This is a genomic window from Pseudomonas sp. T8 (assembly GCF_024610635.1).
Lineage (GTDB): Bacteria > Pseudomonadota > Gammaproteobacteria > Pseudomonadales > Pseudomonadaceae > Aquipseudomonas > Aquipseudomonas chlororaphis_I.
Genome location: NZ_CP102374.1, coordinates 2,009,127 through 2,031,602, shown reverse-complemented (window position 1 = coordinate 2,031,602; position 22,476 = coordinate 2,009,127). Strand labels below are relative to the sequence as shown.

Sequence of the window (22,476 nt, the reverse complement as noted above, 5' to 3'; positions counted from 1 at the left end):
CAGCGCTTGAGCACCGTGCTTGCGATCCAAAAGGTAGTTCGATGGTTTTTCACATCCGGTTACAGCGACCGCAAAATATTTTTCAAACCTGCAAAGTTGATTCGCTTGTTACCTTATGCCGGTAACCGCATGTAAGATCCGCTGCCCGTCACTAACGCTGGCTTCATGCAGGAGCGAGATATTTTTACTTTTCGTGTAACCAGAGCGAACGATGGAACGAACTACACATAACGACGTGTTGCGCAGTCGAGAGCTCCACCTTCAGGCTCTGTTTATCGCAGGTCTGGACGGAGATGAGCGGTCTTATCGAACGTTTTTATCGGAGTTAAGTGGTCATCTTCGTGGTTTTTTACGCTCGAGACTTCAGCAGCGACCTGGTGAAGTCGAGGATTTGCTGCAAGAGGTTTTGCTGGCCGTTCATAATGCGCGCCAGACTTATCGGATAGACCAACCGCTGACGGCGTGGGTTTTTGCCATTGCGCGTTACAAACTCACCGATTTTTTCCGAGGGAGGTCACGTCATGACGTGTTCAACGATTCCCTCGACGATGCGGCAGAGCTATTTGCCGAGCCACATCTTGAACCTGCGCAGGCCAGTCGCGACCTCGGCAGGTTGCTTGAGCAGCTACCTGAACGTCAGCGTCTACCTATCGTGCACGTGAAAATAGAAGGGCTGTCTGTTACTGAAACCGCTCAAATGACGGGGTTATCTGAGTCTGCGGTGAAGATAGGGATACACCGAGGTCTTAAAGCACTGGCGTTAAGAGTTAGAGGTGCACGATGAATACTGATGATTTTATTTCCCTGCTCGCGTCGGGTGTGGCCCCGGTTGACCGCAGGACGCTCACTAAGCGATTCAGCGGCGCGGTTCTGGCCGGCCTCTTGGGCGCCACTTTGCTGGTAATAGCAATAATGGGCGTTCGGCCAGACCTGGGCCAGGTCATGGCTACACCGATTTTTTGGGCTAAGATCGCCTTCCCGCTTTGTCTGATGCTCGGTGCGCTGAGCATGGTAATGAGGCTGGCTAGACCTGGGGTAGCCTCGGGCCCCGGAAAAATTCTGATTGTTGCCGCTGTCGCTTCGGTGTGGGTCGGATCTATCTATGTACTCTTGGTAGCCCCACCTGACGACCGTGTTGCGATCATTCTCGGCGAAACCTGGCAGGTATGCGCACTTAACATAACCTTGCTATCGATTCCGGGGTTTATCGCTGTGTTTTGGGCGCTACGCGGTCTCGCACCAACCAACCTGACGCTGTCAGGAGCCTGCGGCGGACTACTCGCAGGCTCTATGGCAACACTTGCGTACTCCATTCGATGCCCCGAGATGCAAGTACCATTTTGGGGGGTGTGGTACTTGCTGGGCATGCTGGTGCCAACGGCATTAGGCGCATTACTCGGACGACGTTTGCTGCGCTGGTAGCAGATCGTGCGCATCACCTGTGCTGGCGGCAAGAGAGATCTGCCTGCGCTGTTACTACAGGTGATGCGTGAACCGGACGCATAGTGGGATCAACAAATGAGCACGCTGAAATGTCATGATCCATGCCTGGTATTGCTTTGCAAGCGACCTGCTTTAGGCCACTCAAAACAGCGCCTGGCAGAGGGCGTTGGTAAGGAACGCGCCCTGGATATCGCTCAGTTGCTTCTCGATTGCGCTATAGAAGACCTTTTAGTTTTTCCGGGCCCTCGAGCTTTGGCTCCTGATCAAGGACAACACCAGCAATGGGGTCAGGCTCTGTGCGAGAGCGCACTCTGCATTCCACAGAATGAGGGAAACCTCGGTGAACGCTTAAATGCATTGGATATGCAGCTCCGTAACCTGGGTCACCAGTACCTGATTTACATAGGAAGCGACTGTCCATTGTTAGGCCCTCATGACTATCAACGTGTGAGCGAACAACTTCAGCACTCAGATACAGTGCTCATGATGGCGCAAGATGGTGGCGTTGTTCTTATGGCCTCTCGTAAGCCTTGGCCGACCTTGAGCGCTTTGCCTTGGAGCTCTCAGCATCTCGGTCAAGCGCTAGTCGAATGTTGTCGGAGTTCGGGCCACTCAGTTTCGCTGGCTGGTGAGTTATTCGACATCGACCTCCAAGAAGACCTAAAGCCCTTGCTAGAGGCATTGGCTCACGATGCACGACCTGCGAGATTAAAACTGAAAAACGCGTTGGCAGATCTACTGGAAGTATCAGATGCAAAATAAAGGCTCTGTCAGCGTTATCGTGCCTTGCTGGAATGACGAAGCAGCGCTGGAAAAGCTGCTCAGTCATTTAAATCTAATGGCAAAAAATGAGCGTGAGTCACTACAACTGATCGTGGTTGATGCGGCCCAAAGCGCGAATTGCCTAGAGATTTGTCAGCGCCATGGTTCGCTTTGGGTACCTGCATCACCCTGCCGAGGTGAGCAGCTTCGCTTGGGGGCAAGCTACACAGTTCATTCGATTCTCTGGTTTTTGCATGCGGACGCTCATCTGACGTGTAATTGCTTGCCTGCTATCCGTGATGCAATCGACTCTGGCGCATCGGGAGGATATTTCGCATTCAGATTCTCCAATGCCAGTTGCTGGCAAAGCAGGTTGTTAGAAAAACTAATCAATGTGCGTACCCGTTTTGGGATTCCTTATGGCGACCAGGGGTTGTTTTTCCAGCGTGATATCTATCTGTCGTGCGGACAACATGATGCGTCACCGTTGTTTGAAGAGGTCGAACTGGTGAAGCGCGTCCGAGAGCAAGGCCGATTCGTAGAGCTAGCTCAAGGTGTGGGAGTTGATGCCAGGCGCTGGCAGCGCGATGGCTGGTGGCGTCGTTCGTTGCGTAATCGTTTGCTCGCGATAGCTTATTACGTGGGTGTCCCAGCTTCCCGATTAGCAGCCATTTATAGTTCACGGAAATAATCACTTTGCTGGCCTGCATGGCCCGTGCACTCCCGAAAATTCGGTCATCCCAGATTGGATTGCTAGTGTTCGCTCAAAATCCTAAGGTAGGGTATGACTTAAAAAACGGCGGCCATTATCAGGCCTCCTTTAGATGCGTCCTGACTGCATAGGGGGACTATTTACAAGTCAAACCTTGTAGTTTGTGGCAGGCACCTGCTAAGCCATCCAGGACGATGTGCGGTTCAATCCCCCAAGGATCGAATTGCGCCGCTGAGTCACGATTAACCCAGGCGCACTTCAAACCCGAGTGCATTCCCCCCAGAACATCAAAGGGGTTGCTTGAAACCAAGCAGATATCTGAGCAGTGCAGCGCACATACGTCGATCAGATGGTCATAAACTTCTGGCGCAGGTTTGAAGGAGCGCACCGACTCTACGCTTACGACCTCCGTGAAGAACTCGCGAACATCTGCGTGCTGTAGCAGCCGCTCAACTGCTTGCTTACTACCATTTGAAAATGCGTACCGGTGCAAACCACTGCTTACCATTTCCTCCAACGCGTCGCTTACATCAGCGAATGCGTCAAGCTCTGAGTAGGCATCCATGAGCATCTGGATGTCAGCACTATCAAGTTCTATCAACTGCTCACGACAGGCGAAGATCAATGCTTGGCGAGTACAGATAGAAAAGTCGCAATAATCACGCATTAACCCCCTGCGAAAGCTGTACTCCAGTTGTTTCTGTCGCCAAGTCTTCGCCACGTCTACAGTTTTTTCACCAATCAGTTGGGTCAATTGGCCTAGCATGCCCTGAGTGTCGATTAACGTTCCGTAGATATCGAATGCAACTGCCTTGATCATGGTTAGTTAATCCCATCATGAATAAATTAAGAACCTAACAGTCCAAAACTTATTAAATTTAGGCCCAGCGCACCATAACTAGATCGATCACCGTAATCAGTTCTTGATGCGAGAGCCCGGATTTGGTTTGGGTGCGCAGACCATTCATTATGCAATGCATTAAGAGGGCAAGCTCTGCCGGAGTCTTATCCGCAGGAATTTCACCGTTCTGCTGGGCTCGTTCAAACGCCAACTCGAATACTCGGCGGAATCGCTTGGAGGCTAGGATCACCAAGTGATGTATCGCCGGGTCAGAAGATGAAAACTCGTTAGCTACGTTCACGAGCATGCAGCCACGGGGGGTATCTCGCGAGGCATCCTCGAGCACGGACATCAGGTATTCTCGAATGAAATCGAGCGCGTACTCAGACTCGTCAAGGCGCTTACGCATAAACCTTGCTCGCCCCTCGAAATATCGAGTGAATGCAGACTCGAATATGCTCTGTTTGTTACCAAAGCTTTCATAAAGACTGCTTTTGGAAAGACCGGTAGCTTCAAGCAGATCCTGCAGGCTCGTGGCGTCATAGCCCCGGCTCCAGAAAAGCTCCATGGCATTTTCCAGTACGAGTTCAGGGTCAAAGATTCTGGGGCGTCCGCGATTCATGCTTCCATTATGGACTGATCGGATTTTTTTTCAAAGCCCGACCGGGTAAGGCTGCTGGCGACACTGAGGAGTCCATTCCTTTAACCCCTGCAACTGGTGCGAGTATCATTCCACTGGGGTGGTTCATAGGTAGAAACTGACTTATGAACCGATCAGTCCCAAAATAAAAAGTGACCCTCAGTAAATTTTTCCAGAGGTCGTTGGACACTCGGAGCTACAACCGAACCATATTAAGGACTGATTAGTCCGCAAGTCGAGGTACTCACAATGCTCAGCGAATACCAAATGACTCTCCCGTCGCTTACTCCTGAAACTACCGAAGGTCATGGCCGGGATGTACTGACTAAGGCCAAAGCACAGACAGGGTTTATCCCTAACATGTATGCACGCATGGCTAATTCACCAAGTTTGCTCGAAACCTACCTGCAAGGCTATGCAGCCTTTAGAAAAGAATCAGGGTTTTCTTCGGAAGAACAAGAAGTCATCTTCTTGGTTATCAGCCGCGAGAACGGATGTGAATACTGTATGGCTGCTCATAGCACGTTGGCAGACATCATGTCAGGCGTGACCCCAGAGGTGACTGACGCAATTCGCAACGGCACACCAATCAGCGATTTGAAGCTTGCCGCTTTAGCCGAGTTTACCAATGTAATGTTCCAGACCCGTGGCCTACCAACTGAAGAGTCAGTTCAGGCGTTTTTCAAGGCTGGCTTTAGCGAGCGGCACATCCTCGAGATCGTTCTAGCGTTGGCCGTGAAGACCCTCAGCAATTACTCCAATCACCTCTTTCATACTCCACTTGATGAGAAGTTTGCAGCCCGCGCTTGGACGCAGAGCTGATTTAAAACTGTTATGCCGGTTGAACGCTTCTAGGTTGCCTTTTAGCGTCAACTGGTGAGGTTGTAAGGAATGCGTGTTCGCGTAAGAAATATATAACACAGATTTATTCAAGCGCCGCCCGGTTTTTTATATCATGAGAGAGAGGCCAATAATGAAAAGTGTTCGATCTGTTTTTAATTTTCTAATGGCGACATTGCTAGTCGCATCCCCATCAGCATTCGCAAGCCAGAAAACAAAAGTTTCGGAAGCAGATGTTAAAGTTATTTTTTTTGATGTAAATGAAACCCATCCTGGATCTTCACCCCCTGCAAAAATCAGTCGGAGACGCGCTCGGTGGTCGACCTGACTTGCTGAAAATTTGGTTTTCGACAGTGCTGCATTATTCGTTAGTAGAGACGTCAATTGATCAATATCATGATTTTGGCCAAGTAGGGGCGGCGGCATTAATTATGGTTGCCCAAGCGAATGGATTGAAGCTTAGTCAAGACCAAGCAAAGGAAGCCATCGCCCCCATCACCAAACTTCCGACGCATCCTGATGTTCGCGAGGGATTAGAGGCGCTGAAGAGTAAAGGCTACAAATTGGTGGCGCTGACAAATTCGTCACGCCCCGCCGTAGAGAAACAATTGAAAAATGCAGGACTGTACGATCTGTTTGACGAGTATTTGAGTGGCGAAGCTGTTCATAGTTATAAGCCAAATCTAAAGGTTTATAACTGGGCTATGCAAAAAATCGGAGTCAGCAGTAGGGAATCCTTACTGGTTGCAGCGCATGGCTGGGATGTCGCTGGGGCTAAACGGGCTGGCATGAATACAGCGTTTGTAGCACGAGCTGATCAGACAATCTATCCACTAGCTAAAACGCCTGACTATACAGTCAACGACATCATTGAGCTCTCGAAGATCCTACCGGCTCGTTAACTCTAAACGAGTCTCCAAAATATTCTCATCAGGGGCATGAGCAAGCCAAGGCGAATTAAGCGTTTTCAGTACGGCGCCCTCTGCTTGATTGAACGCGAAATCACTATAACGAGAGGAGGGGACTTCTTCACTTACGAGGCAATGGTGGTGGGCAAAGCCGCGAAGGTTGGGGTACCGACCACTAGGGTCGGCCACCCTTTCGGGTGCCGACGCGACCCCGCCCATAACGCAGACAACGCGATAACATGGTCACAAAGGCCCTAAGCGATAATTGGATTCACCGAGGGTCTTCTGGGGGGTAGCAATCCTAGGCTAATCGATATCAAGTCATTGTCGAGAAGGCATTTGATTCAAAAAATATCAACAAGCCCCCCCGCTCGGCATAGTGCTTCATGGTCGGCTACGGGCAAGGCTCAATCAAAGCCTTTCCAGAACACCCGTCGTTGATAATCCAGTTATGGGGCGTGCTATCAAGCAATTCACGATCTCTCATTTGACTAAGGTGATTGGTACATCTGAGAGCTGAATCACTTTTGCCGCGACAGAGCCCAGAAAGATCCCCGCCAGAAAACCGTTCCCATGTGAACCTAGGATGATGCTGTCACATCCTAGGGATTGCGAGCTCGCCACGATTCTGCTGGCTGCATCGCCTTGTAAGGTATGGAATGTGAATGCAATCCCTTCTTGCTTCAGAAGCGCCACAGCCTTTTGCGAGTCTTCAGCACTTTTATCACCGTAGTAACGATCAATCTCATCTTCGCTCATGTCGTGTGCGATTCGCGTGGGTAAAAGAGACTGCACGTTAACCAGATGTACCTCAACGCTCCCGCCGAGTAATCCGCCATCTTGGATCAGCCCGATTAGGTAACGCACCGCGCGCTCCGAATGCTCGGAACCATCGACAGCTACAAGTATTTTATGCATTTTCTAAATCCTCTTTCAGTGGCATGAAGATGCTTGTCGTTAGGGTATGGCCAGTTCGCAATCAGTTCTACTCGGACAAGCGGATTCGAATCTGTTTTTCAATCTCGATTATCGCAAAGAGCGCAACACCAACCCCGATGATCAGTAGGCCATCAAGGAAGGGGATCGCCTCCGTTGCAAAAACCTTTTGCAGCGGTGGCGCATACGTGATGGCGAACTGAGCGAAGGTCACCACTGCGACGGTCATCCACACGACCTTGGTACCACGAATGCCCTTCCAGGTAAGCGATGTGCTGTAGAGATTGCGAATGAAGAACAGATGGAATATTTCCATCACGACTAGCGTGTTCACCGCGATGGTTCGGGCCAACTCCACTGAGTAGCCACGGTCGAGCGCATACGAAAAAATGCCGTAAACCCCGCAGAGAAACAGAATAGAAACAAGCACCATATGCCAAACTAATGCACCGCTTATCAGTGGCTCTTTACGTGAACGGGGCGGTCTGCGCATGGTGTTTTCTTCGGTAGGCTCGAACGCCAGTGCGATGCCGAGTGTCACTGCGGTAATCAGATTGATCCACAGAATCTGTATCGGCGTCACCGGCAGCGTAATACCGAGTAGCAGCGCGACAATGATGGTCATGGTCTCGCCCGCGTTGGTAGGCAGCGTCCAGCTCAGCACTTTCTTGATGTTGTCGTAGACCGTCCGGCCTTCGCGCACAGCGGCCACGATGGACGCGAAGTTGTCATCGGCCAGCACCAGGTCTGCGGCTTCCTTGGCGGCTTCACTGCCTTTTCCACCCATGGCGATACCGGCATCGGCGCGCTTTAGTGCTGGTGCATCGTTCACGCCATCGCCGGTCATGGCCACTGTCATGCCATTCGATTGCAGCTGCATTACCAGTCTGAGCTTATGTTCAGGGCTGGTGCGCGCAAAAATATTGACGTGCTTTACCGCCTCCTTCAGAGCGGCATCGTTCATAGCGTCGAGGTCTACGCCGGTCAACACACTGTCGGGATTTTGCAGGCCAATCTGGCGACCGATAGCGGCGGCGGTACCGCCGTGATCGCCAGTGATCATTTTTACGACAATGCCTGCTGCTTGGCATTGTTGAACTGCCTTTATCGTCTCGGGTCTAGGCGGGTCAATCAGTCCGACCATGCCCAGCAGGGTTAACCTTCCTTGTACGTCCCCAAACTCCAACATGGTGTGCTCGGGAGGAACTGATCTAACTGCAAACGCCAATACACGCTGCCCCTTGGCAGCAATGGCGTTTGCCTGTTCGTGCCAGTAGTCCGCATTGAGCAGTTCAGTCCCGCCAGCGTTTACGAGCTGCTGCGTGCTCATGGCCAGTATTTGCTCTGGAGCGCCCTTCACATAGATAGAGGCATGTCGATCATGGTTGTGATGCAGTGTCGCCATGAAGCGGTGTTTCGCGTCAAACGGAATGGCATCGGTGCGGGGCCAGGCCCGATGATCTTCATCACTATCGATACCGGTCTTTCCGGAAAATGCCAGCAAGGCACCTTCCATTGGGTCACCCTCTACCTTCCATAAGTCATCATGCAGGCGCAGTACAGCATCGTTGCACAGGCCGGCTGCTCTCCCCAGTTCAGCCAACGCAGGGTGAGTCGATATGTCGACTAACTGATTTGCAAGGCTGATGCTTCCCGCTGGCTGATAACCAGCGCCATCGACCGTGAAGATGAGGTCGTTCGTCACTACCGATGCCACCATCATTTCGTTGCGGGTAAGTGTGCCGGTCTTGTCCGTGCAGATGACAGATACCGAGCCGAGCGTTTCGATGGCCGGCAGGCGACGCACAATGGCATTGCGGCGTGCCATCGCCCTGACGCCGACAGCCAGCGTGATGGTCAGGACGGCGGGCAACCCTTCAGGTATCGCCGCTACCGACATCCCGACCACTACCATGAAGATCTCGGTGAACGCGTAGTGCCCGACATAATGGCCGAACACGAGCAGAAGGCCGCCGATTAACAAGATCAAGATCGTCAGCCAGCGCGCCAATACGTTCATTTGCTGCACCAGCGGAGTGGTCAGCGTTTCTACTCCTGCAAGCAGCGTGCTGATGCGTCCGATCTCGGCTGCTGCGGCGGTAGCCACTACAACTCCTGTTGCTTGTCCGCAAGTCACGAGCGTACCGCTGAATGCCATACAAGTACGATCACCCAGGGCTGCTCCAAGGGCTACTGATTCCGTATGCTTTTCTACGGGTACGGATTCGCCGGTAAGAATTGCTTCCTGAATCTGTAGTCTGTTCGCGTGCAGCAGACGTAAATCAGCAGGGACTTTGTCTCCCGCCTCCAGCAATACAATATCGCCCGGTACCAGCTCCTCACCCACAATACTTAAGCGTTCGCCTGCGCGAATCACGGCGGCGTGCGGTGCCAGCATCTGCCGGATAGCGTCCATGGCTTTTTCCGCTTTGCCTTCCTGGACGTAGCCAATGATCGCGTTGGCAATAACCACCGCAAGAATCACCACCGTATCCCACAGATGTTGCAACATCGCGGTAATTGCAGCGGATCCTAGAAGCACATAAATCAGAATGTTGTGAAATTGCAGCAACAATCGCAGCCACGCAGGTCGTCGTGCTGCTTCTGGCAAGCGATTGAAACCAGTGCGGTCAAGCCGGGCTTGAACTTCGGCGGCCTCCAGCCCGACATGCTCATTGACCTCAAGCAGGTTCGTCACTTGCTCTGCAGGCAGTGAGTGCCAAGCCACGGAATGCGGGGGGATGGGCTTTTGCTCAGCGACTGCGTCGACCACCTGATTCATCAATGATTATCTCCTGTGCGCACAGCTCAACTGAAACGGGCTGAGGTGGTCATGAGCGGACGTGGCTATATCAGAATGCTGAAACTCGTTCGTCGCTTTTACATTCTCTCTGTCATCTAGCTGATACGAACTAAAAGAGTCATGCAACCAACCGCTTGATGATTATTGACTTAAATCAAGTTGTTGGCTGTCGGTAGTGTGACAAGATATTTTACTGAGTAAGCTATTCTTCGATCTAAGTTTCTGGTGATTTATGGCGTCAGCACCCTGATATTATTTTTTAGTAAGTTCGATCTGTTAAGCCTTTTGAATACCGTTACTGCAATACGTTGATAAATCATTACATTACAGTCCGCCTATTGGTTGCATTCGACGTCAGAGTGCAACCATACGGGGTACCTAGCTTGATTGAGCACTGCTGTCGACCGGATTCTCATCCAGCACTTCTAGTGCTTCTGGCAACTCGGTAATCACGCTGAAGTCGCTCACCTCAACGGCACCCAATCCATATCCCAACAAGTGGAACGAAAACGCCTTACGCGACTGCAGATTGTCAAAGCTGAAGTCCATCTCCAGTGGCTGGTCTGCAGTGACGACCATTTCGGCTGGCAAACCCAGCTGGACATCCTGCTCCAGCTCCTTGGCCTTGAGCAGTATGTAGGCGTTCTGTTGTGGATCTACCGAGCGCACGGTCAGGCGAACGCGAGTGTGCGAGCCCTTGGGCATTTCCAGATACTGTGCACCGATAAGGTTGTCGGCCCAGTCATCTTTGATCTGCGCTTGAAGCGGGATGATGGCGGGGCTGCCAAACTGGTAGCGCTGGTTCAACGGTGTCCGGAGCAGCGAATGATCCAGCGCCGTCGCTCTTGCTGTGATTTGTCGGGCGCGTTTACCGCCGTACTGACCAGTCAAGGTCGCACGCTCGGCGATGAAACCTTTACTGGTGTAAAACCGACAGCGCTGTTGAAAGTCGCATTCGGTCAACGTTCCCTGGCCATCGTGATAACGAAGCTTGTCGTTGGTGAACGACATGATCTCCCGGCCCGTTTCATAGTCACGAAATAGAGAGCGACCGCTCAAGGCAGAGGGGACTGGGAAGGAGAAATAGTCCAGTATCGAGGTACTCAGATCGACATGACCGTAGACCCCAGACTTCACCTTGGGTAACTGATCCTGTTCGGGCGCTAGCATCAGGTTGAAGCCCCAAGAGGATGCTAGGCGTACACCCTCAATGCCGTGGGATTCGTCCGAGGTGATCACCACCAGGGTATCTTTCAGGATGCCCTGACGTTCCAGGCCGTTGAGAAATTGCCCAAGGGCGTCATCCAGATACCCGACTGCGGCTTGCTTGGGGGTGTCATAGCGCTGCAGGTAGTCTTCAGGGGCTGAATAGGGTTGGTGGGTGCCAACGGTCAGCAGCGTCAGCATCCACGGTTCTTTCTGCTTTTTCAGCTGGCCGACGTAGTCCAGTGCCCCTTCGAAGAAGGCCTTGTCATCTTTGCCCCAGGGAAACTCCAGATAGTTGCTGTTGGTGAACCATTCCAAGCCATGGGTGGCATCGAAGCCGATGTGCGGCATGATCTTGTCTTTGGCCATGAAGCGTAGGCCCGCACCCTGGAGGTAGTGCGTGGCAAACCCGTTCTTTCGCAACTGGGCCGGCAGGCACGCTTGGTTGCGTTCGTTCTGGGTCAACATTTCGACCCCCTTGGGCGTGCCGTTGTCCAGCTTGTCGTAATCACCGCAGAGCATTGCGTACAGGCCACGAATGGTTTGGTGGCTGTGCAGCACATAGTCCGGTGTATTCATGCCGCGTTCTGCCCAGCGACTGAGATTGGGCATAAGGTTTTCTTGATAGCTGCTGTGCAGGGCCTGGCGGTTAGTGCCAACGTAAGCACCAGGCACACCTTCCAACGCGATGATCAACACGTTGCGCGCACGCCCCGGTGCTGCAAGTAGTTGCTGTCCGTCCAGATCGAGTTGAGTGAGCCCCGCCATTTGTGGGGGGACTTCGACTACATCGTCCTCCAACCATTCTTCTGCGCGCATTTGCACATCGCCAATGCTCGCGGCCAGAAACTGATGCGGGAGGTTGAACAATCGCCACTGGTCTTCTTCGGAGGGGGATAGATGCTGAGTGCCCCAATGGGCGATTAATAGCAGCAGCGGCGCTGCCCACGCGCCTCGTGGTAAGCCCGGAGCGGCTGTGGAGCGTCCTATCCACTGAGTTATCAGCCAAATTACCAGTCCAAGGCACAGAGTGGCGACTAGCCACGGCTGGGCGAAACCACCACCGGTAGAGTTTTCCAAAAACTGAGGGTCGATCAGGTAGTGCAAATCTGAGGCGTTTGGAAGCCTACCGACCGCGCTGACCAGTTCGGCAGTCGCCAGCGTCATCAGTCCCCAAACCAGCAACACTGGAAGCGCTAGCCACCAGGGACGGCGATGCAGGAGTACGATGAGAAGGCTCGCAATTCCCAGATCTGAAAGATAGCCGAGTGGATTCGACCAACCCAGTGCCGCACGCAGGCACAAAGGCACGATCAGAACCAATCCAATCAAAGCGGTGAGGCGTGCATAGGGTTGTCGTAACCAGTGACGGATAACGTTCACAGAAAGACCTTCCAGACATTAAATCTTCATACAAGTGTGCTGGATGGTATCAAGCGATGGGAAGACTGATCGGGATATTCGAAAAGGGCACGGGGTATTGAGCCGATGGGCGGCATGAATATTGTTTCGCATGCAAATAGCTTCTGGTCTTAAACCCCATTCCAGAGCACTGAGTGAAAAGCATTAATGCCTGATTATAGCCATGAACATAACTGTTTCAGGCTGTTTAACGCCGCCGTGCTTGCGCGGGGCAGATGTTAATATATTGCCTTTTAAGTTGATCCCAAGGACGTTGATGACCAAGCATCAAGCTACAGCCGAAACCCCTAGAGCAGCCGCGATTCTGGCCCGCTTCCTGTCGTCGGAATCCGCTGGCGGTCTTGTGCTGATGGGCTCAGCTCTGGCCGCTCTGATTGTTGCTAACTCGCCTCTATCCCAGAGTTACTTTGCAGCCTTGCACAGTGTCTGGATGGGCATGTCTGTCGAGCACTGGGTTAATGATGGCCTGATGGCGATCTTCTTCCTGATGGTCGGCCTCGAAATCAAAAGAGAAGTGCTAGCAGGTGGACTTTCTACTTGGGGCCAACGCGCCTTGCCGGGATTTGGTGCCTTGGGCGGCATGGTTGTTCCTGCGCTGATCTACATCGCAATCAACTGGGGGAATCCTGAGACCCTTGGTGGGTGGGCGATCCCAGCCGCTACCGACATCGCATTCGCCTTGGGCGTCTTGTCGCTTTTGGGTAAGCGAGTCCCGACTTCGCTCAAGGTATTCCTCGCTGCCCTAGCGATCATTGACGATCTGGGCGCGGTGGTCATCATCGCCTTTTTCTATACGAACGGCCTTTCTATGCCGATGTTGCTGGCCTCGCTTGCGACCCTGGTTATTCTGATCGCAATGAATCGACTGGGCGTAAGACGGTTGTTCCCGTATCTCCTGGTCGGGGGCGTGTTGTGGTTCTTCGTACTGCAATCGGGCGTACACGCCACGCTGGCGGGGGTCGCTGTGGCACTGTGTATCCCCATGGGCAGGCCTGATGAAGAAGTCCGATCTCCGCTGCTCTATCTCGAAGAGAAGCTGCATTATTGGGTGGCGTTCGCTGTGGTGCCGATTTTTGGCTTCGCCAACGCGGGTGTTTCATTGGCCGGTATTTCAATGGAGAACCTAGTCGATCCGGTTCCGCTGGGTGTAGCTCTGGGTCTGTTGGTGGGCAAGCAGGTCGGTATTTTCCTATTGGCTGCTCTGGCCATTCGTATGGGCTTGGCCAAGCTGCCGGAAGGGAGTACCTGGGTACAGCTCTACGGCGTAGCACTGTTATGCGGCATTGGCTTCACCATGAGCCTATTCATTGGCAACCTGGCGTTCGCCGGATCAGCTCTTTTGATCGATGAAGTCAAAGTCGGGGTATTGATCGGTTCGATTCTGGCTGCGATTGGTGGTGTCATAGTCCTACGCCGCAGCAGCGTCCTCGCAGGTGCTGCGGTAGCCAAATAATCTCGCTTGAGATGACCACAGTATTTCTCGAAGCATAGAAATACTGTGGTTTAGAAACCTGCGTCAGCGAAGCAACAAGACAGGCATGCTGGCTGTTCGAAGCATCGTCGTAGTCGTGCTACCCACCAGGAACTGTCGAATGCGGGAATGCCCGTAGGCGCCCATGACCAGCAAATCAATTCCGTGTTCTGCTTGATAAACGTGCAGAGCAGCTTCCACTTCTCCTTGTCGGATCTGGGGTTGGACTTCAAAGCCTGCAGAAAGGAGCATGCTTACGGCCTTCCCCAGAGCCTCACGATTCTCTTCTGAGTCTGCTCCAGCCATAACAAGATGAATGGGTAGGCCTTCGCAAAGCTGGCTGGTGGCAAGTATCTGAACGGTTTTGTAGGCTGTGGGGCTGCCGTCGAAAGCGAGCATTACTTTTTCTGGATTTTTATAGCTATTGGCTGTGATCAAGATAGGACGGTGAATTGTCCGCACGACAGCTTCTATCTGGCTACCAAGGGTGCGCGCACTGCGAATGCGGTCTTCACCCTCTCTTCCGATTACCAATAGTCGAATATCGTCCTGGAGGTCACTCAGGCTCTCAACCAAATGGCCGTGGCGCTGCTTCAGCTCAGGATAAGCAGCACCGAAGATGACCGTCCGCTCCCTAGCTGCTTCAAGCATATGCTGTCCCTGCTCCAGAGCGAGTCTGGCACGCTGGGCATCCAACGTAGCCAGTTCCTCCAGCAGATGCTCTCGACTTCCGAGGCCAATATTTCCGCTCAGGTCAACGGCTGCCGGGTATTTCTCTTCATCCAGTACATGCAACAAGGTAAGAGGCGCGTCTATTTGTTGTGACGCCCATGCTGCGTAATCGCAGACCGCCAGTGAGGACTTTGAGTTATCAATGCATGCCATTACGTGAGTCATTGTTGATCTCCTTAGTGGCTCATGAGCTTGTCGATGGAGTCAGGTTTGTCATGCACGCCGAAGCGGTCAACGATAGTGGCGCTGGCTTCATTCAGGCCCAGCACCTCAACCTCAGCACCCTCGCGACGGAATTTGATGACCACCTTGTCCAGTGCCGCAACGGCAGTAATATCCCAGAAATGTGCCTGGGTCAGGTCGATGGTGACTTTATTGAGTGCTTCCTTGAAGTCGAAAACGTTGGTGAATTTTTCAGCTGAGTTGAAAAACACCTGACCTACCACGGTGTACGTGCGGTTTGAGGCCTTGGCATCCAGGCTGGACTTGATATCGAGGTAGTGCCCGATCTTGTTTGCAAAGAACAGCGAGGCAAGCAACACGCCGACCAAGACACCATAGGCCAGGTTATGCGTTGCCACGACCACAACAACGGTAGCAACCATGACGATGTTGGTTGAGAGTGGGTGCTGCTTGAGGTTACGCAGGGAGTCCCAACTGAAGGTGCCGATGGAGACCATGATCATCACGGCGACTAGCGCAGCCATAGGAATTTTAGACAGCCACTCACCTAGAAAGACGATGAGTAGTAGCAAGAAGACGCCGGCACAAAGTGTCGAAAGGCGGGTACGGCCACCTGATTTTACGTTGATGATTGACTGGCCGATCATGGCACAGCCCGCCATTCCGCCAAGCATGCCAGCAATGATGTTGGAGATACCTTGGCCCTTGCATTCGCGGTTTTTGTTGCTGGTGGTATCAGTCAAATCATCGACAATGGTCGCTGTCATCATGGACTCGAGCAGACCAACTACAGCCAATGCAGCGGAGTACGGAAAGATGATGCGCAGGGTTTCAAGGTTTAGAGGGACTTCAGGCCAAAGAAAAATCGGAAGAGTGTCCGGCAGTTGGCCCATGTCACCTACGGTGCGGATATCCAAACCGAGGTAAATGGCGACGGCGGTCAGCGTCAGGATGCACACCAGTGGCGAGGGAATCAGCTTGCCGATCTTCGGTACATACGGAAACAGGTAGATGATTCCCAAGCCCGCAGCGGTCATGGCGTAGACGTGCCAGGTGACATTGGTGAGTTCAGGCAATTGCGCCATGAAAATCAGAATCGCCAGTGCATTCACAAAACCTGTGACTACTGAGCGTGAGACAAAGCGCATCAGTGAGCCAAGCTTCAGGTAGCCAGCGAGGATTTGGAGAACTCCACAAAGCAAGGTGGCTGCCAGTAAATATTGAAGCCCATGCTCTTTAACCAGTGTGACCATGAGTAGCGCCATGGCGCCGGTAGCCGCCGATATCATGCCAGGACGACTTCCGACGAAGGCAATGACAGCACAAATACAGAAGGAGGCGTAGAGGCCGACCTTGGGATCGACGCCGGCAATGATTGAGAAAGCAATGGCTTCCGGGATCAGCGCCAGAGCGACTACGAGACCCGCGAGCACGTCTCCACGGACGTTGGAAAACCACGTTTGTTTGAGTGTTTGCAGCATCAGAATATCCAAGGCAATGCATCGCACCCACGCCAGGCGAATGGCGAGCGCATCGATACGAATTCAAATTTTGAGGAATGTATGACTGTGTGCTTTGGGTGTAAAAACCGGGCATACAGCAGTACGCGCCGCGAGCGAAACAGGCGGGCGAGTGTTGCGAGGGGGCGTAGCGCTAAGGCGGCGTAGGCTGCCAGTAGATCGTTTGGAGTACAGTCATGCTGGTGTTCCTGTAGCTCAAGGGGTCAGGCTGAGCGGGAAGTATACAATCAAGCTATCGTCGATTGCGACCCGCCACCTCACTTTGGGCGGATTGCTTTGAGAAAGGTCTTTTGGCAATATCACTCGCCTGCGCTTCTTTTGTCAGTTCTCCATCCCTCTCAGTTGGGAACTGCGTAGTTGAGAAGCTCAGGTAAAAACCCGGCCAAGTGCCGGGTTTTTTATTATCTGGTCAAATTTTAATCAGTGTGATTCGAAGAGTTTTTTTAGCGGATGAAGACGAGCTAGCTTCTGCTACATAACTGGCGAACCTTGGCTGACTGATTGCCCGAAGAAATTTTACGCAAAATTTACGGGGCTTAAAGGTAGGGCATCCGATACTGCGCGGCGCTAATTTGGCAGGCTACTGTTATGTCCCTCGCAGCAATGCGGCTTATCGGCTTCATCTTAGGCATTTTTCTGATCACGCTGGCTATGAGCATGGCTATTCCCATGATCACACTGGTGGTCTATGAGCGTAGTAGTGACGATCTCTCGGCCTTCCTCTGGTCGAGTTTGATCACCTTCACCTGTGGCCTCCTGTTGATCGTGCGGGGACGCCCAGATAATGTCCAGCTTCGTCCGAGGGATATGTACCTACTGACGACAGGCAGTTGGGTGGTGGTGTGTACCTTCGCGGCGTTGCCTATGGTGTTCATCAGCCACATAAGTTACACGGACGCTTTTTTTGAAACGATGTCCGGCATTACAACCACGGGCTCAACTGTCTTGAGTGGTTTGGATACCGCTTCACCTGGATTGTTGATCTGGCGCTCGATGCTGCACTGGCTCGGTGGTATCGGCTTCATCGGCATGGCTGTGGCGATCCTTCCACTGTTGCGAGTGGGTGGCATGCGTCTTTTCCAGACAGAATCCTCAGACTGGTCGGAGAAAGTGACACCTCGCTCCCATGTGGCCGCCAAGTACATCCTCTTTCTCTATGTGGGACTCACTGGCGCCGGAGCACTAGCTCTCTGGATCGCCGGGATGACGCCCTTTGAAGCGGTCAACCACGCCATGTCCTTGATCTCAACTGGTGGATTCTCTACTTCGGACGCCTCACTGGGGCATTGGACGCAGCCAGCGATTCACTGGGTAGCGGTAGTCATCATGATTCTGGGTAGCCTGCCGTTTACCTTGTACGTCGCGACATTGCGCGGCCATCGGCGTGCGCTGATCAAGGATCACCAGGTACGCGGATTTATTGGTTTCTTGATTGTCACCTGGCTGGCTGTGGGGACATGGCTGTGTTTCCACAGCGATTACGGATGGTGGGATGCGTTTCGTATCGTGGCGGTCAATGTGACCTCGGTAGTCACGACCACCGGAGTTGCGGTTGGCGATTACACGCTATGGGGGAGTTTTGCCGTTCTTTTGTTCTTTTATTTGACCTTTGTCGGTGGGTGTTCGGGCTCCACGGCTGGAGGCCTCAAAATCTTCCGCTTTCAGGTTGCTGCCGCCCTACTGGTAAGTAGTTTGAAGCAGTTGATCCATCCTCGAGCAGTGATTCAGAAAAAGTACAACGGTCACCCCATTGACGAAGAAATATTGCGTTCGCTTTTGACCTTCTCGTTTTTCTTCACCATTACTATTGCCACTATCGCCTTGGGCTTGGCTCTCATTGGGCTTGATTGGACGACCGCTTTGAGTGGTGCCGCCACAGCGGTGTGTAACGTTGGCCCAGGTCTGGGCACGATCATCGGGCCGGCAGGTAATTTTTCATCACTACCTGATGCCGCCAAATGGCTACTGACCGTTGGAATGCTATTAGGGAGGCTGGAAATCCTAACTGTGTTGGTGCTCATCACGCCGGTTTTTTGGAGGTACTAATCATGGCATAACGGTGACGCCGCGATGTTAGTCGTGGTTGTCCAGGCAATAATCAAGGGCTACAGAAGGACTTCCTCGTTCTGCGCATAAGCAGCTGCAAAGCCAGTGTCCAGCTTTATGTTTTTGCGGATGTTCGACAGATTGACGCTGCCACCACCCCGCTTGCAAGGGCTGGTAATAAGCGACGACAGTAACTACATTGGGGATAGTAAAAGTCAGCGAGACAATCTCGCCAAAGCTGAAAGGGGGAATACAAATGAACGCATACCAACGCCGTCGACGTATCGTACTCTGGTGCGGCTCATTCCCCGTATTAGTAGGCTTTACCATACTGATTCTTGCCGTGATTATGGCTAACCAAGTAGCTCCGCTAAATCCTCAAGAGCTTGGTGGTATAGATTTGAGCCAGCAAGTGAGTTACTCCCCAAAATTGGTGACTCAGAAAGCCGAATCTATTCTGGCGACGCCTCAATATTAGACGTCCCGTTAACACCTTTTTCTGTAAAACTTCGAGGCTGAGCTTTTCTCAGATGATGGCAAGATAAACCATGAGCAACGCTCCCAGAGCGGCGGTGAGCACATTCGCTATAGGGCCAGAATTGATACTGTACCCTTCAGGAATTTCAACTGGTTTCAGTGCCTTAACGACGCGTTTGTATTGCCAAGACGACCAGCATGCAACCCACGAGCCCAGCATGAGAAAGGCCAGTCCGATCCAGAAGGAAAAATGTCTTTCTGGGCTGCCCGAGGCTCCTGATTTTAACATCTGTAGCAGTAGCCCTGATCGTTCAATTACAAAGCCAAAGGCCATAAGCGAGAGACTGGTTCGGTTCCACGCCAGCAGGGTTCTCTCAGCGGCAAAGAACACTCGTGGATCGTTCAAATCGGACATCCAATACTCCTAAGTCCCACAATGCACGAAAATCGCTCTATCCAGTTGCTGCAGATATCGAACAGTGCTTGCGCCATTTGCGTCCATGGCGATTACCTAATCAATGCGTGCGTCGGCTTTCCAGGGCAGAGAACAAATACATACCGGTCAACATGGCCAATACGAAAATGATGATTTGCCAGCGCCCCGTAAGCAGAATAGCGACCGCTGGCCCAGGGCAGATCCCCGCAATTCCCCAACCTATACCGAACACTAGGCTGCCGCCAATCAAACGGGCGTCCAACTCCCTTTTCACAGGTAACTGCATGCGGGCGCCCAGCAAGGATTGCTTGTTCTTGCGCGCCCAATTCAGGGGGATAACCGCCACTGCGATGGCCCCTCCCATCACCAGAGCAAGTGACGGATCCCAGGCCCCGCCCACATCAAGAAAAGCCAATACCTTGGCAGGGTTCGCCATGCCTGCCAGGAGTAGACCCAGGCCAAAGATCAGCCCTGCAAAAAATGCGGTCAACTTGATCATCTTCAAGCTCCCAGCGCATGACGAATGACGTACACCGTTGCAAAGCCGGCGATCATAAAGCACACCGTTGCCACGATGGAGCGAGGAGACAACCGGGAGATCCCACACACTCCATGACCACTCGTACAGCCCGAACCGTAACGGGTTCCCACGCCAACGAGCAGGCCCGCAATGATCAGGGCCGGCCAATCTGTCTTGAACTCTATTTCCGGCAAAACGGTCAATGCTCCCCACAACAAGGGCGCAAGCAAAAGACCCAGAAGGAACAGCGCCTTCTCGCTCCAGCCTTCGCTATCAAATTGCATCACGCTTCCAAGCAAGCCGCTGATGCCGGCGATGCGACCATTAGCGAGAACGAACAAGCTGGCCGCCAGCCCTATCAAGGCGCCTCCGCCTAATGAAGTCCAAGGTGTGAAGTTGATCCAATTAATGCTCATTTTGCATCTCCTGCACAGAAGTGCTGGTAAAGGACGTGGATCACAGCTAGCGCTGCTGGGCTGACGGGCTTGCACAATCGCCGCAGTTTTTTCCTTTTAGCTGACCAGCTATTGCGCTCATCTCGCCGTAATGATCAATCCTGCGCGCTATTTTTTATTGATCTCGACGGTCTGAAAAAACTCAATGATGTCCACGGCCATGAGGCGGGCGACTTGGCGATCATAGCTGCCGCGCAGGTGCTTAAGGCAGCGTTTAGAGTTAGCGATGTTGTTGCTAGGATCGGGGGGGATGAATTTGTAGTCTTGGCTGTCGACGTGAGGGAGTCGGTCGATGCTCTCTCTGCTCGCGTGCAAACACTGGTCGATGAGTTCAATGGTAGTGATCGCTGTCGTTATCCTGTCGGCTTAAGCATCGGCGCTGTTCGTTGTTCGCCGAAGGAGCTGAAGCCTCTGGGTGAGCTGCTCGCTGGTGCAGATGCCGCGATGTACGCCAATAAGCAGCTTCGTCGTAAACAGGCTCTTCATTGTGATGGGTGCCCAATAAGTGTTCAAGCCTGCGTCTGAACGTTGATTTCGAATGGGACCCACCTAACGAGGGGGGGGTTGAGGTTATTCGTGTTTCCTCGATCCAAGTGGCGGAGGTTAGAGGTTGTTAATGAGGCGTTCTAGCTGCACGCGCTCCTACCCGTGCAGAAGCTCGACTGGATCAGTGCCGTAAGCGCTGCTAGGTTTCAAGAGACCCGACACGACCGTCAGGCGACCTGCATTCCTCGCAGTAGTGCAGGCTGTCGCAATCTCTGAAAAGCGTGAGATGCCAGCCATCAATCTCGACCGTCCTGAGGCCGTGGATCACAGTCCATGACTAACTGCTAGGTCGCGTGCGTTTGCTGAGGGCGACGTCCTTCATCACCTGGTAGGCCTTGCGGGCGGTGAGAGGGGAGGTTGTGTTCAAATTATTCTTTGTTCGAGTCAAGGCCAAATAACGTTGGTGGTAGAGAGGGTAGCTGTGAACGGTGGCTGTCTCTGGTAATCCCTTCAAATGACGAACGAGGATCGACTACAAATAATTATCATTGATTTGATGGAAAGCCTGCGTGTCTTAAGCCTGGGTAATCATTGAGCGTTAAGTCAGGCCCGCCATCGTCCATCGGTGCGGGTACCAGCTTATGAAGCACACCAGCTTCAGCATCCACACGCATCTGTTCGAGCTCCTTGTGAAACGCCTTGTCCTGAACCGTGGGTTTACTGGTGTATGGCTTTCGTTCGGGTTCAGGCTGCGCTGCATAAATCGTTACCGCATCAGGGTCGTGTTGTAGCTTTTCTTGAACTTGCGATTCGAGCATCGCACGAAGTGCGTCTTTGTCGGGGCGAGTCAGCAATTTGTTACTCCTATTTAGGAGCGAAGCACCAGTCATGGAGAGTGGCGGTTCGAGGGGCTGTTAGATGGGGGGAGCATCCGGGCTGGATTGCACTCGTGCACTGCTCAAGGCTAGAGAAGGTATTTGATCACAACGGCGGTGATCGTCCCCACTGTGGCTACTAAGCAGAACGCCATTGTTATCGTTTGCAAGAAATGCACATGCGGCACGAAGGTAGGTGCGCAGATAGTCTTGCTGGTTTGATCACAGAGACGCATCGACTCAGCTCTCAATTGGGAGATCTGAGTATGAATTTCTTCGAGTTCAGCGGGAGTGAAGAGTGAGCGCGACATGACTACCACCATCCAGCGGAGTTAGGGCTTGGCGGCATTATATCGCTGATTTTGGGAAGGTGCTGCACCCGCCGCGTATGGCTGAGAACTGGAGCAGCTACGTTGATGGCCGCATCGCTGTAGGCTTTAATACTGGGCAGAAACGAACGTTTGGAAAATGACTTCACACGTGTGGAGGAGAGACAGGATGAAGTTTATGCCTAAGATTGACGTAGGCGCATGATGGCATCTGTGATGCCTTGAGCATTTTTGTCCAGCGTCTCCATCGCCCCGATTGCGTTAGCGGCTAAATTCTCCGCTCCGCTATCAAGGAGCCACTTAGTCACCTCTTCAATGGCTGCGCATATTGCGTGCTGGTTGTGCAGCAGCAGTGTGAGAGCGTCTGCTGCGGCTACATTCGCTTCGGAGCTGTCTGGCATCGGAGTCTTCCTTGAGTATCCGTTTCGGGAAG

The 22,476-nt window shown here is 52.7% G+C and carries 21 protein-coding genes; 9 read left to right on the top strand and 12 right to left on the bottom strand.

Translation table 11 applies throughout. From position 1 onward, the window contains the following. Positions 1-211 precede the first annotated feature (211 nt). The 4 genes from NRG23_RS08970 to NRG23_RS08955 all read left to right on the top strand — a co-directional run bounded on the left by NRG23_RS08970 (position 212) and on the right by NRG23_RS08955 (position 2,896). On the top strand, positions 212-784 hold the full coding sequence (locus tag NRG23_RS08970; RefSeq protein WP_257374406.1) for a sigma-70 family RNA polymerase sigma factor: 573 nt from the start codon (positions 212-214) through the stop codon (positions 782-784). Then, entirely contained in the window at positions 781-1,422 is a 642-nt protein-coding gene (locus tag NRG23_RS08965; protein WP_257374405.1) for a DUF1109 domain-containing protein, read from the top strand. The genes NRG23_RS08970 and NRG23_RS08965 overlap by 4 nt, the downstream gene beginning before the upstream one ends. A gap of 96 nt (positions 1,423-1,518) precedes the next feature. Further along, positions 1,519-2,205, top strand: coding sequence for a DUF2064 domain-containing protein (locus NRG23_RS08960; protein ID WP_257374404.1), 687 nt, complete (start codon positions 1,519-1,521; stop codon positions 2,203-2,205). Beyond that, the gene (locus NRG23_RS08955) at positions 2,195-2,896 is read left to right on the top strand and encodes a TIGR04283 family arsenosugar biosynthesis glycosyltransferase (protein ID WP_257374403.1); all 702 of its coding nucleotides are present in this window, start codon (positions 2,195-2,197) and stop codon (positions 2,894-2,896) included. Before NRG23_RS08960 ends, NRG23_RS08955 begins: the two co-directional genes overlap by 11 nt. 157 nt (positions 2,897-3,053) lie before the next feature. Here the strand turns inward: NRG23_RS08955 and NRG23_RS08950 are convergent, their stop codons facing one another. Together NRG23_RS08950 and NRG23_RS08945 are read right to left on the bottom strand one after the other, a co-directional pair. Next, the gene (locus tag NRG23_RS08950; RefSeq protein ID WP_257374402.1) at positions 3,054-3,737 is read right to left on the bottom strand and encodes a haloacid dehalogenase type II; all 684 of its coding nucleotides are present in this window, start codon (positions 3,735-3,737) and stop codon (positions 3,054-3,056) included. A 58-nt stretch (positions 3,738-3,795) separates the two neighbouring features. Continuing rightward, positions 3,796-4,326 carry a TetR/AcrR family transcriptional regulator gene (locus NRG23_RS08945; RefSeq protein ID WP_257374401.1) on the bottom strand — a complete coding sequence of 177 codons (531 nt, stop codon included), beginning with the start codon at positions 4,324-4,326 and terminating at the stop codon, positions 3,796-3,798. A gap of 321 nt (positions 4,327-4,647) precedes the next feature. On the opposite strand from NRG23_RS08945, the gene NRG23_RS08940 reads away from it, so the two are divergent. Beyond that, positions 4,648-5,220 (top strand): carboxymuconolactone decarboxylase family protein, encoded by a 573-nt coding sequence (locus NRG23_RS08940; RefSeq protein ID WP_257374400.1) that lies wholly within the window; start codon positions 4,648-4,650, stop codon positions 5,218-5,220. A gap of 278 nt (positions 5,221-5,498) precedes the next feature. After that, positions 5,499-6,140 carry a haloacid dehalogenase type II gene (locus NRG23_RS08935; protein ID WP_257374399.1) on the top strand — a complete coding sequence of 214 codons (642 nt, stop codon included), beginning with the start codon at positions 5,499-5,501 and terminating at the stop codon, positions 6,138-6,140. A gap of 489 nt (positions 6,141-6,629) precedes the next feature. On the opposite strand, the gene NRG23_RS08930 is transcribed toward NRG23_RS08935, so the two are convergent. The 3 genes from NRG23_RS08930 to NRG23_RS08920 form a co-directional block, all read right to left on the bottom strand. Further along, complete coding sequence (locus tag NRG23_RS08930) at positions 6,630-7,064, bottom strand: universal stress protein (protein WP_257374398.1); 435 nt, start codon at positions 7,062-7,064, stop codon at positions 6,630-6,632. A 67-nt stretch (positions 7,065-7,131) separates the two neighbouring features. Next, positions 7,132-9,864 carry a cation-transporting P-type ATPase gene (locus NRG23_RS08925; RefSeq protein ID WP_257374397.1) on the bottom strand — a complete coding sequence of 911 codons (2,733 nt, stop codon included), beginning with the start codon at positions 9,862-9,864 and terminating at the stop codon, positions 7,132-7,134. Between the two features lie 399 nt (positions 9,865-10,263). Next, entirely contained in the window at positions 10,264-12,474 is a 2,211-nt protein-coding gene (locus NRG23_RS08920) for an LTA synthase family protein (protein WP_257374396.1), read from the bottom strand. Positions 12,475-12,769: 295 nt separating this feature from the next. Here NRG23_RS08920 and nhaA point away from each other — a divergent pair, with 295 nt between their 5' ends. Next, positions 12,770-13,966: a Na+/H+ antiporter NhaA gene (gene nhaA / locus NRG23_RS08915; protein ID WP_257374395.1), complete on the top strand. Its 1,197-nt coding sequence runs from the start codon at positions 12,770-12,772 to the stop codon at positions 13,964-13,966. Positions 13,967-14,029: 63 nt separating this feature from the next. Here nhaA and NRG23_RS08910 read toward each other — a convergent pair whose 3' ends face one another. Then, positions 14,030-14,881 (bottom strand): universal stress protein, encoded by an 852-nt coding sequence (locus NRG23_RS08910; protein WP_257374394.1) that lies wholly within the window; start codon positions 14,879-14,881, stop codon positions 14,030-14,032. 11 nt (positions 14,882-14,892) lie between these two features. Then, positions 14,893-16,380, bottom strand: coding sequence for a SulP family inorganic anion transporter (locus NRG23_RS08905; RefSeq protein ID WP_257374393.1), 1,488 nt, complete (start codon positions 16,378-16,380; stop codon positions 14,893-14,895). A gap of 627 nt (positions 16,381-17,007) precedes the next feature. Between NRG23_RS08905 and NRG23_RS08900 the strand changes: the two genes are divergently transcribed. Continuing rightward, entirely contained in the window at positions 17,008-18,465 is a 1,458-nt protein-coding gene (locus NRG23_RS08900) for a TrkH family potassium uptake protein (protein ID WP_257374392.1), read from the top strand. 526 nt (positions 18,466-18,991) lie between these two features. Here NRG23_RS08900 and NRG23_RS08895 read toward each other — a convergent pair. The 3 genes from NRG23_RS08895 to NRG23_RS08885 form a co-directional block, all read right to left on the bottom strand. Further along, positions 18,992-19,357: a YidH family protein gene (locus tag NRG23_RS08895; protein ID WP_257374391.1), complete on the bottom strand. Its 366-nt coding sequence runs from the start codon at positions 19,355-19,357 to the stop codon at positions 18,992-18,994. A 100-nt stretch (positions 19,358-19,457) separates the two neighbouring features. Continuing rightward, positions 19,458-19,877, bottom strand: coding sequence for a DUF6691 family protein (locus NRG23_RS08890; protein ID WP_257374390.1), 420 nt, complete (start codon positions 19,875-19,877; stop codon positions 19,458-19,460). A 2-nt stretch (positions 19,878-19,879) separates the two neighbouring features. After that, the gene (locus NRG23_RS08885; protein WP_257374389.1) at positions 19,880-20,314 is read right to left on the bottom strand and encodes a YeeE/YedE family protein; all 435 of its coding nucleotides are present in this window, start codon (positions 20,312-20,314) and stop codon (positions 19,880-19,882) included. A 69-nt stretch (positions 20,315-20,383) separates the two neighbouring features. Here NRG23_RS08885 and NRG23_RS08880 point away from each other — a divergent pair, with 69 nt between their 5' ends. After that, a complete protein-coding gene (locus NRG23_RS08880; protein WP_373922250.1) occupies positions 20,384-20,878 on the top strand; it encodes a GGDEF domain-containing protein in 495 nt (164 codons plus the stop codon). 506 nt (positions 20,879-21,384) lie between these two features. On the opposite strand, the gene NRG23_RS08875 is transcribed toward NRG23_RS08880, so the two are convergent. Together NRG23_RS08875 and NRG23_RS08870 are read right to left on the bottom strand one after the other, a co-directional pair. Beyond that, entirely contained in the window at positions 21,385-21,693 is a 309-nt protein-coding gene (locus NRG23_RS08875; RefSeq protein WP_257374388.1) for a hypothetical protein, read from the bottom strand. 532 nt (positions 21,694-22,225) lie between these two features. Beyond that, complete coding sequence (locus NRG23_RS08870; RefSeq protein WP_257374387.1) at positions 22,226-22,444, bottom strand: hypothetical protein; 219 nt, start codon at positions 22,442-22,444, stop codon at positions 22,226-22,228. Positions 22,445-22,476: the final 32 nt, after the last annotated feature.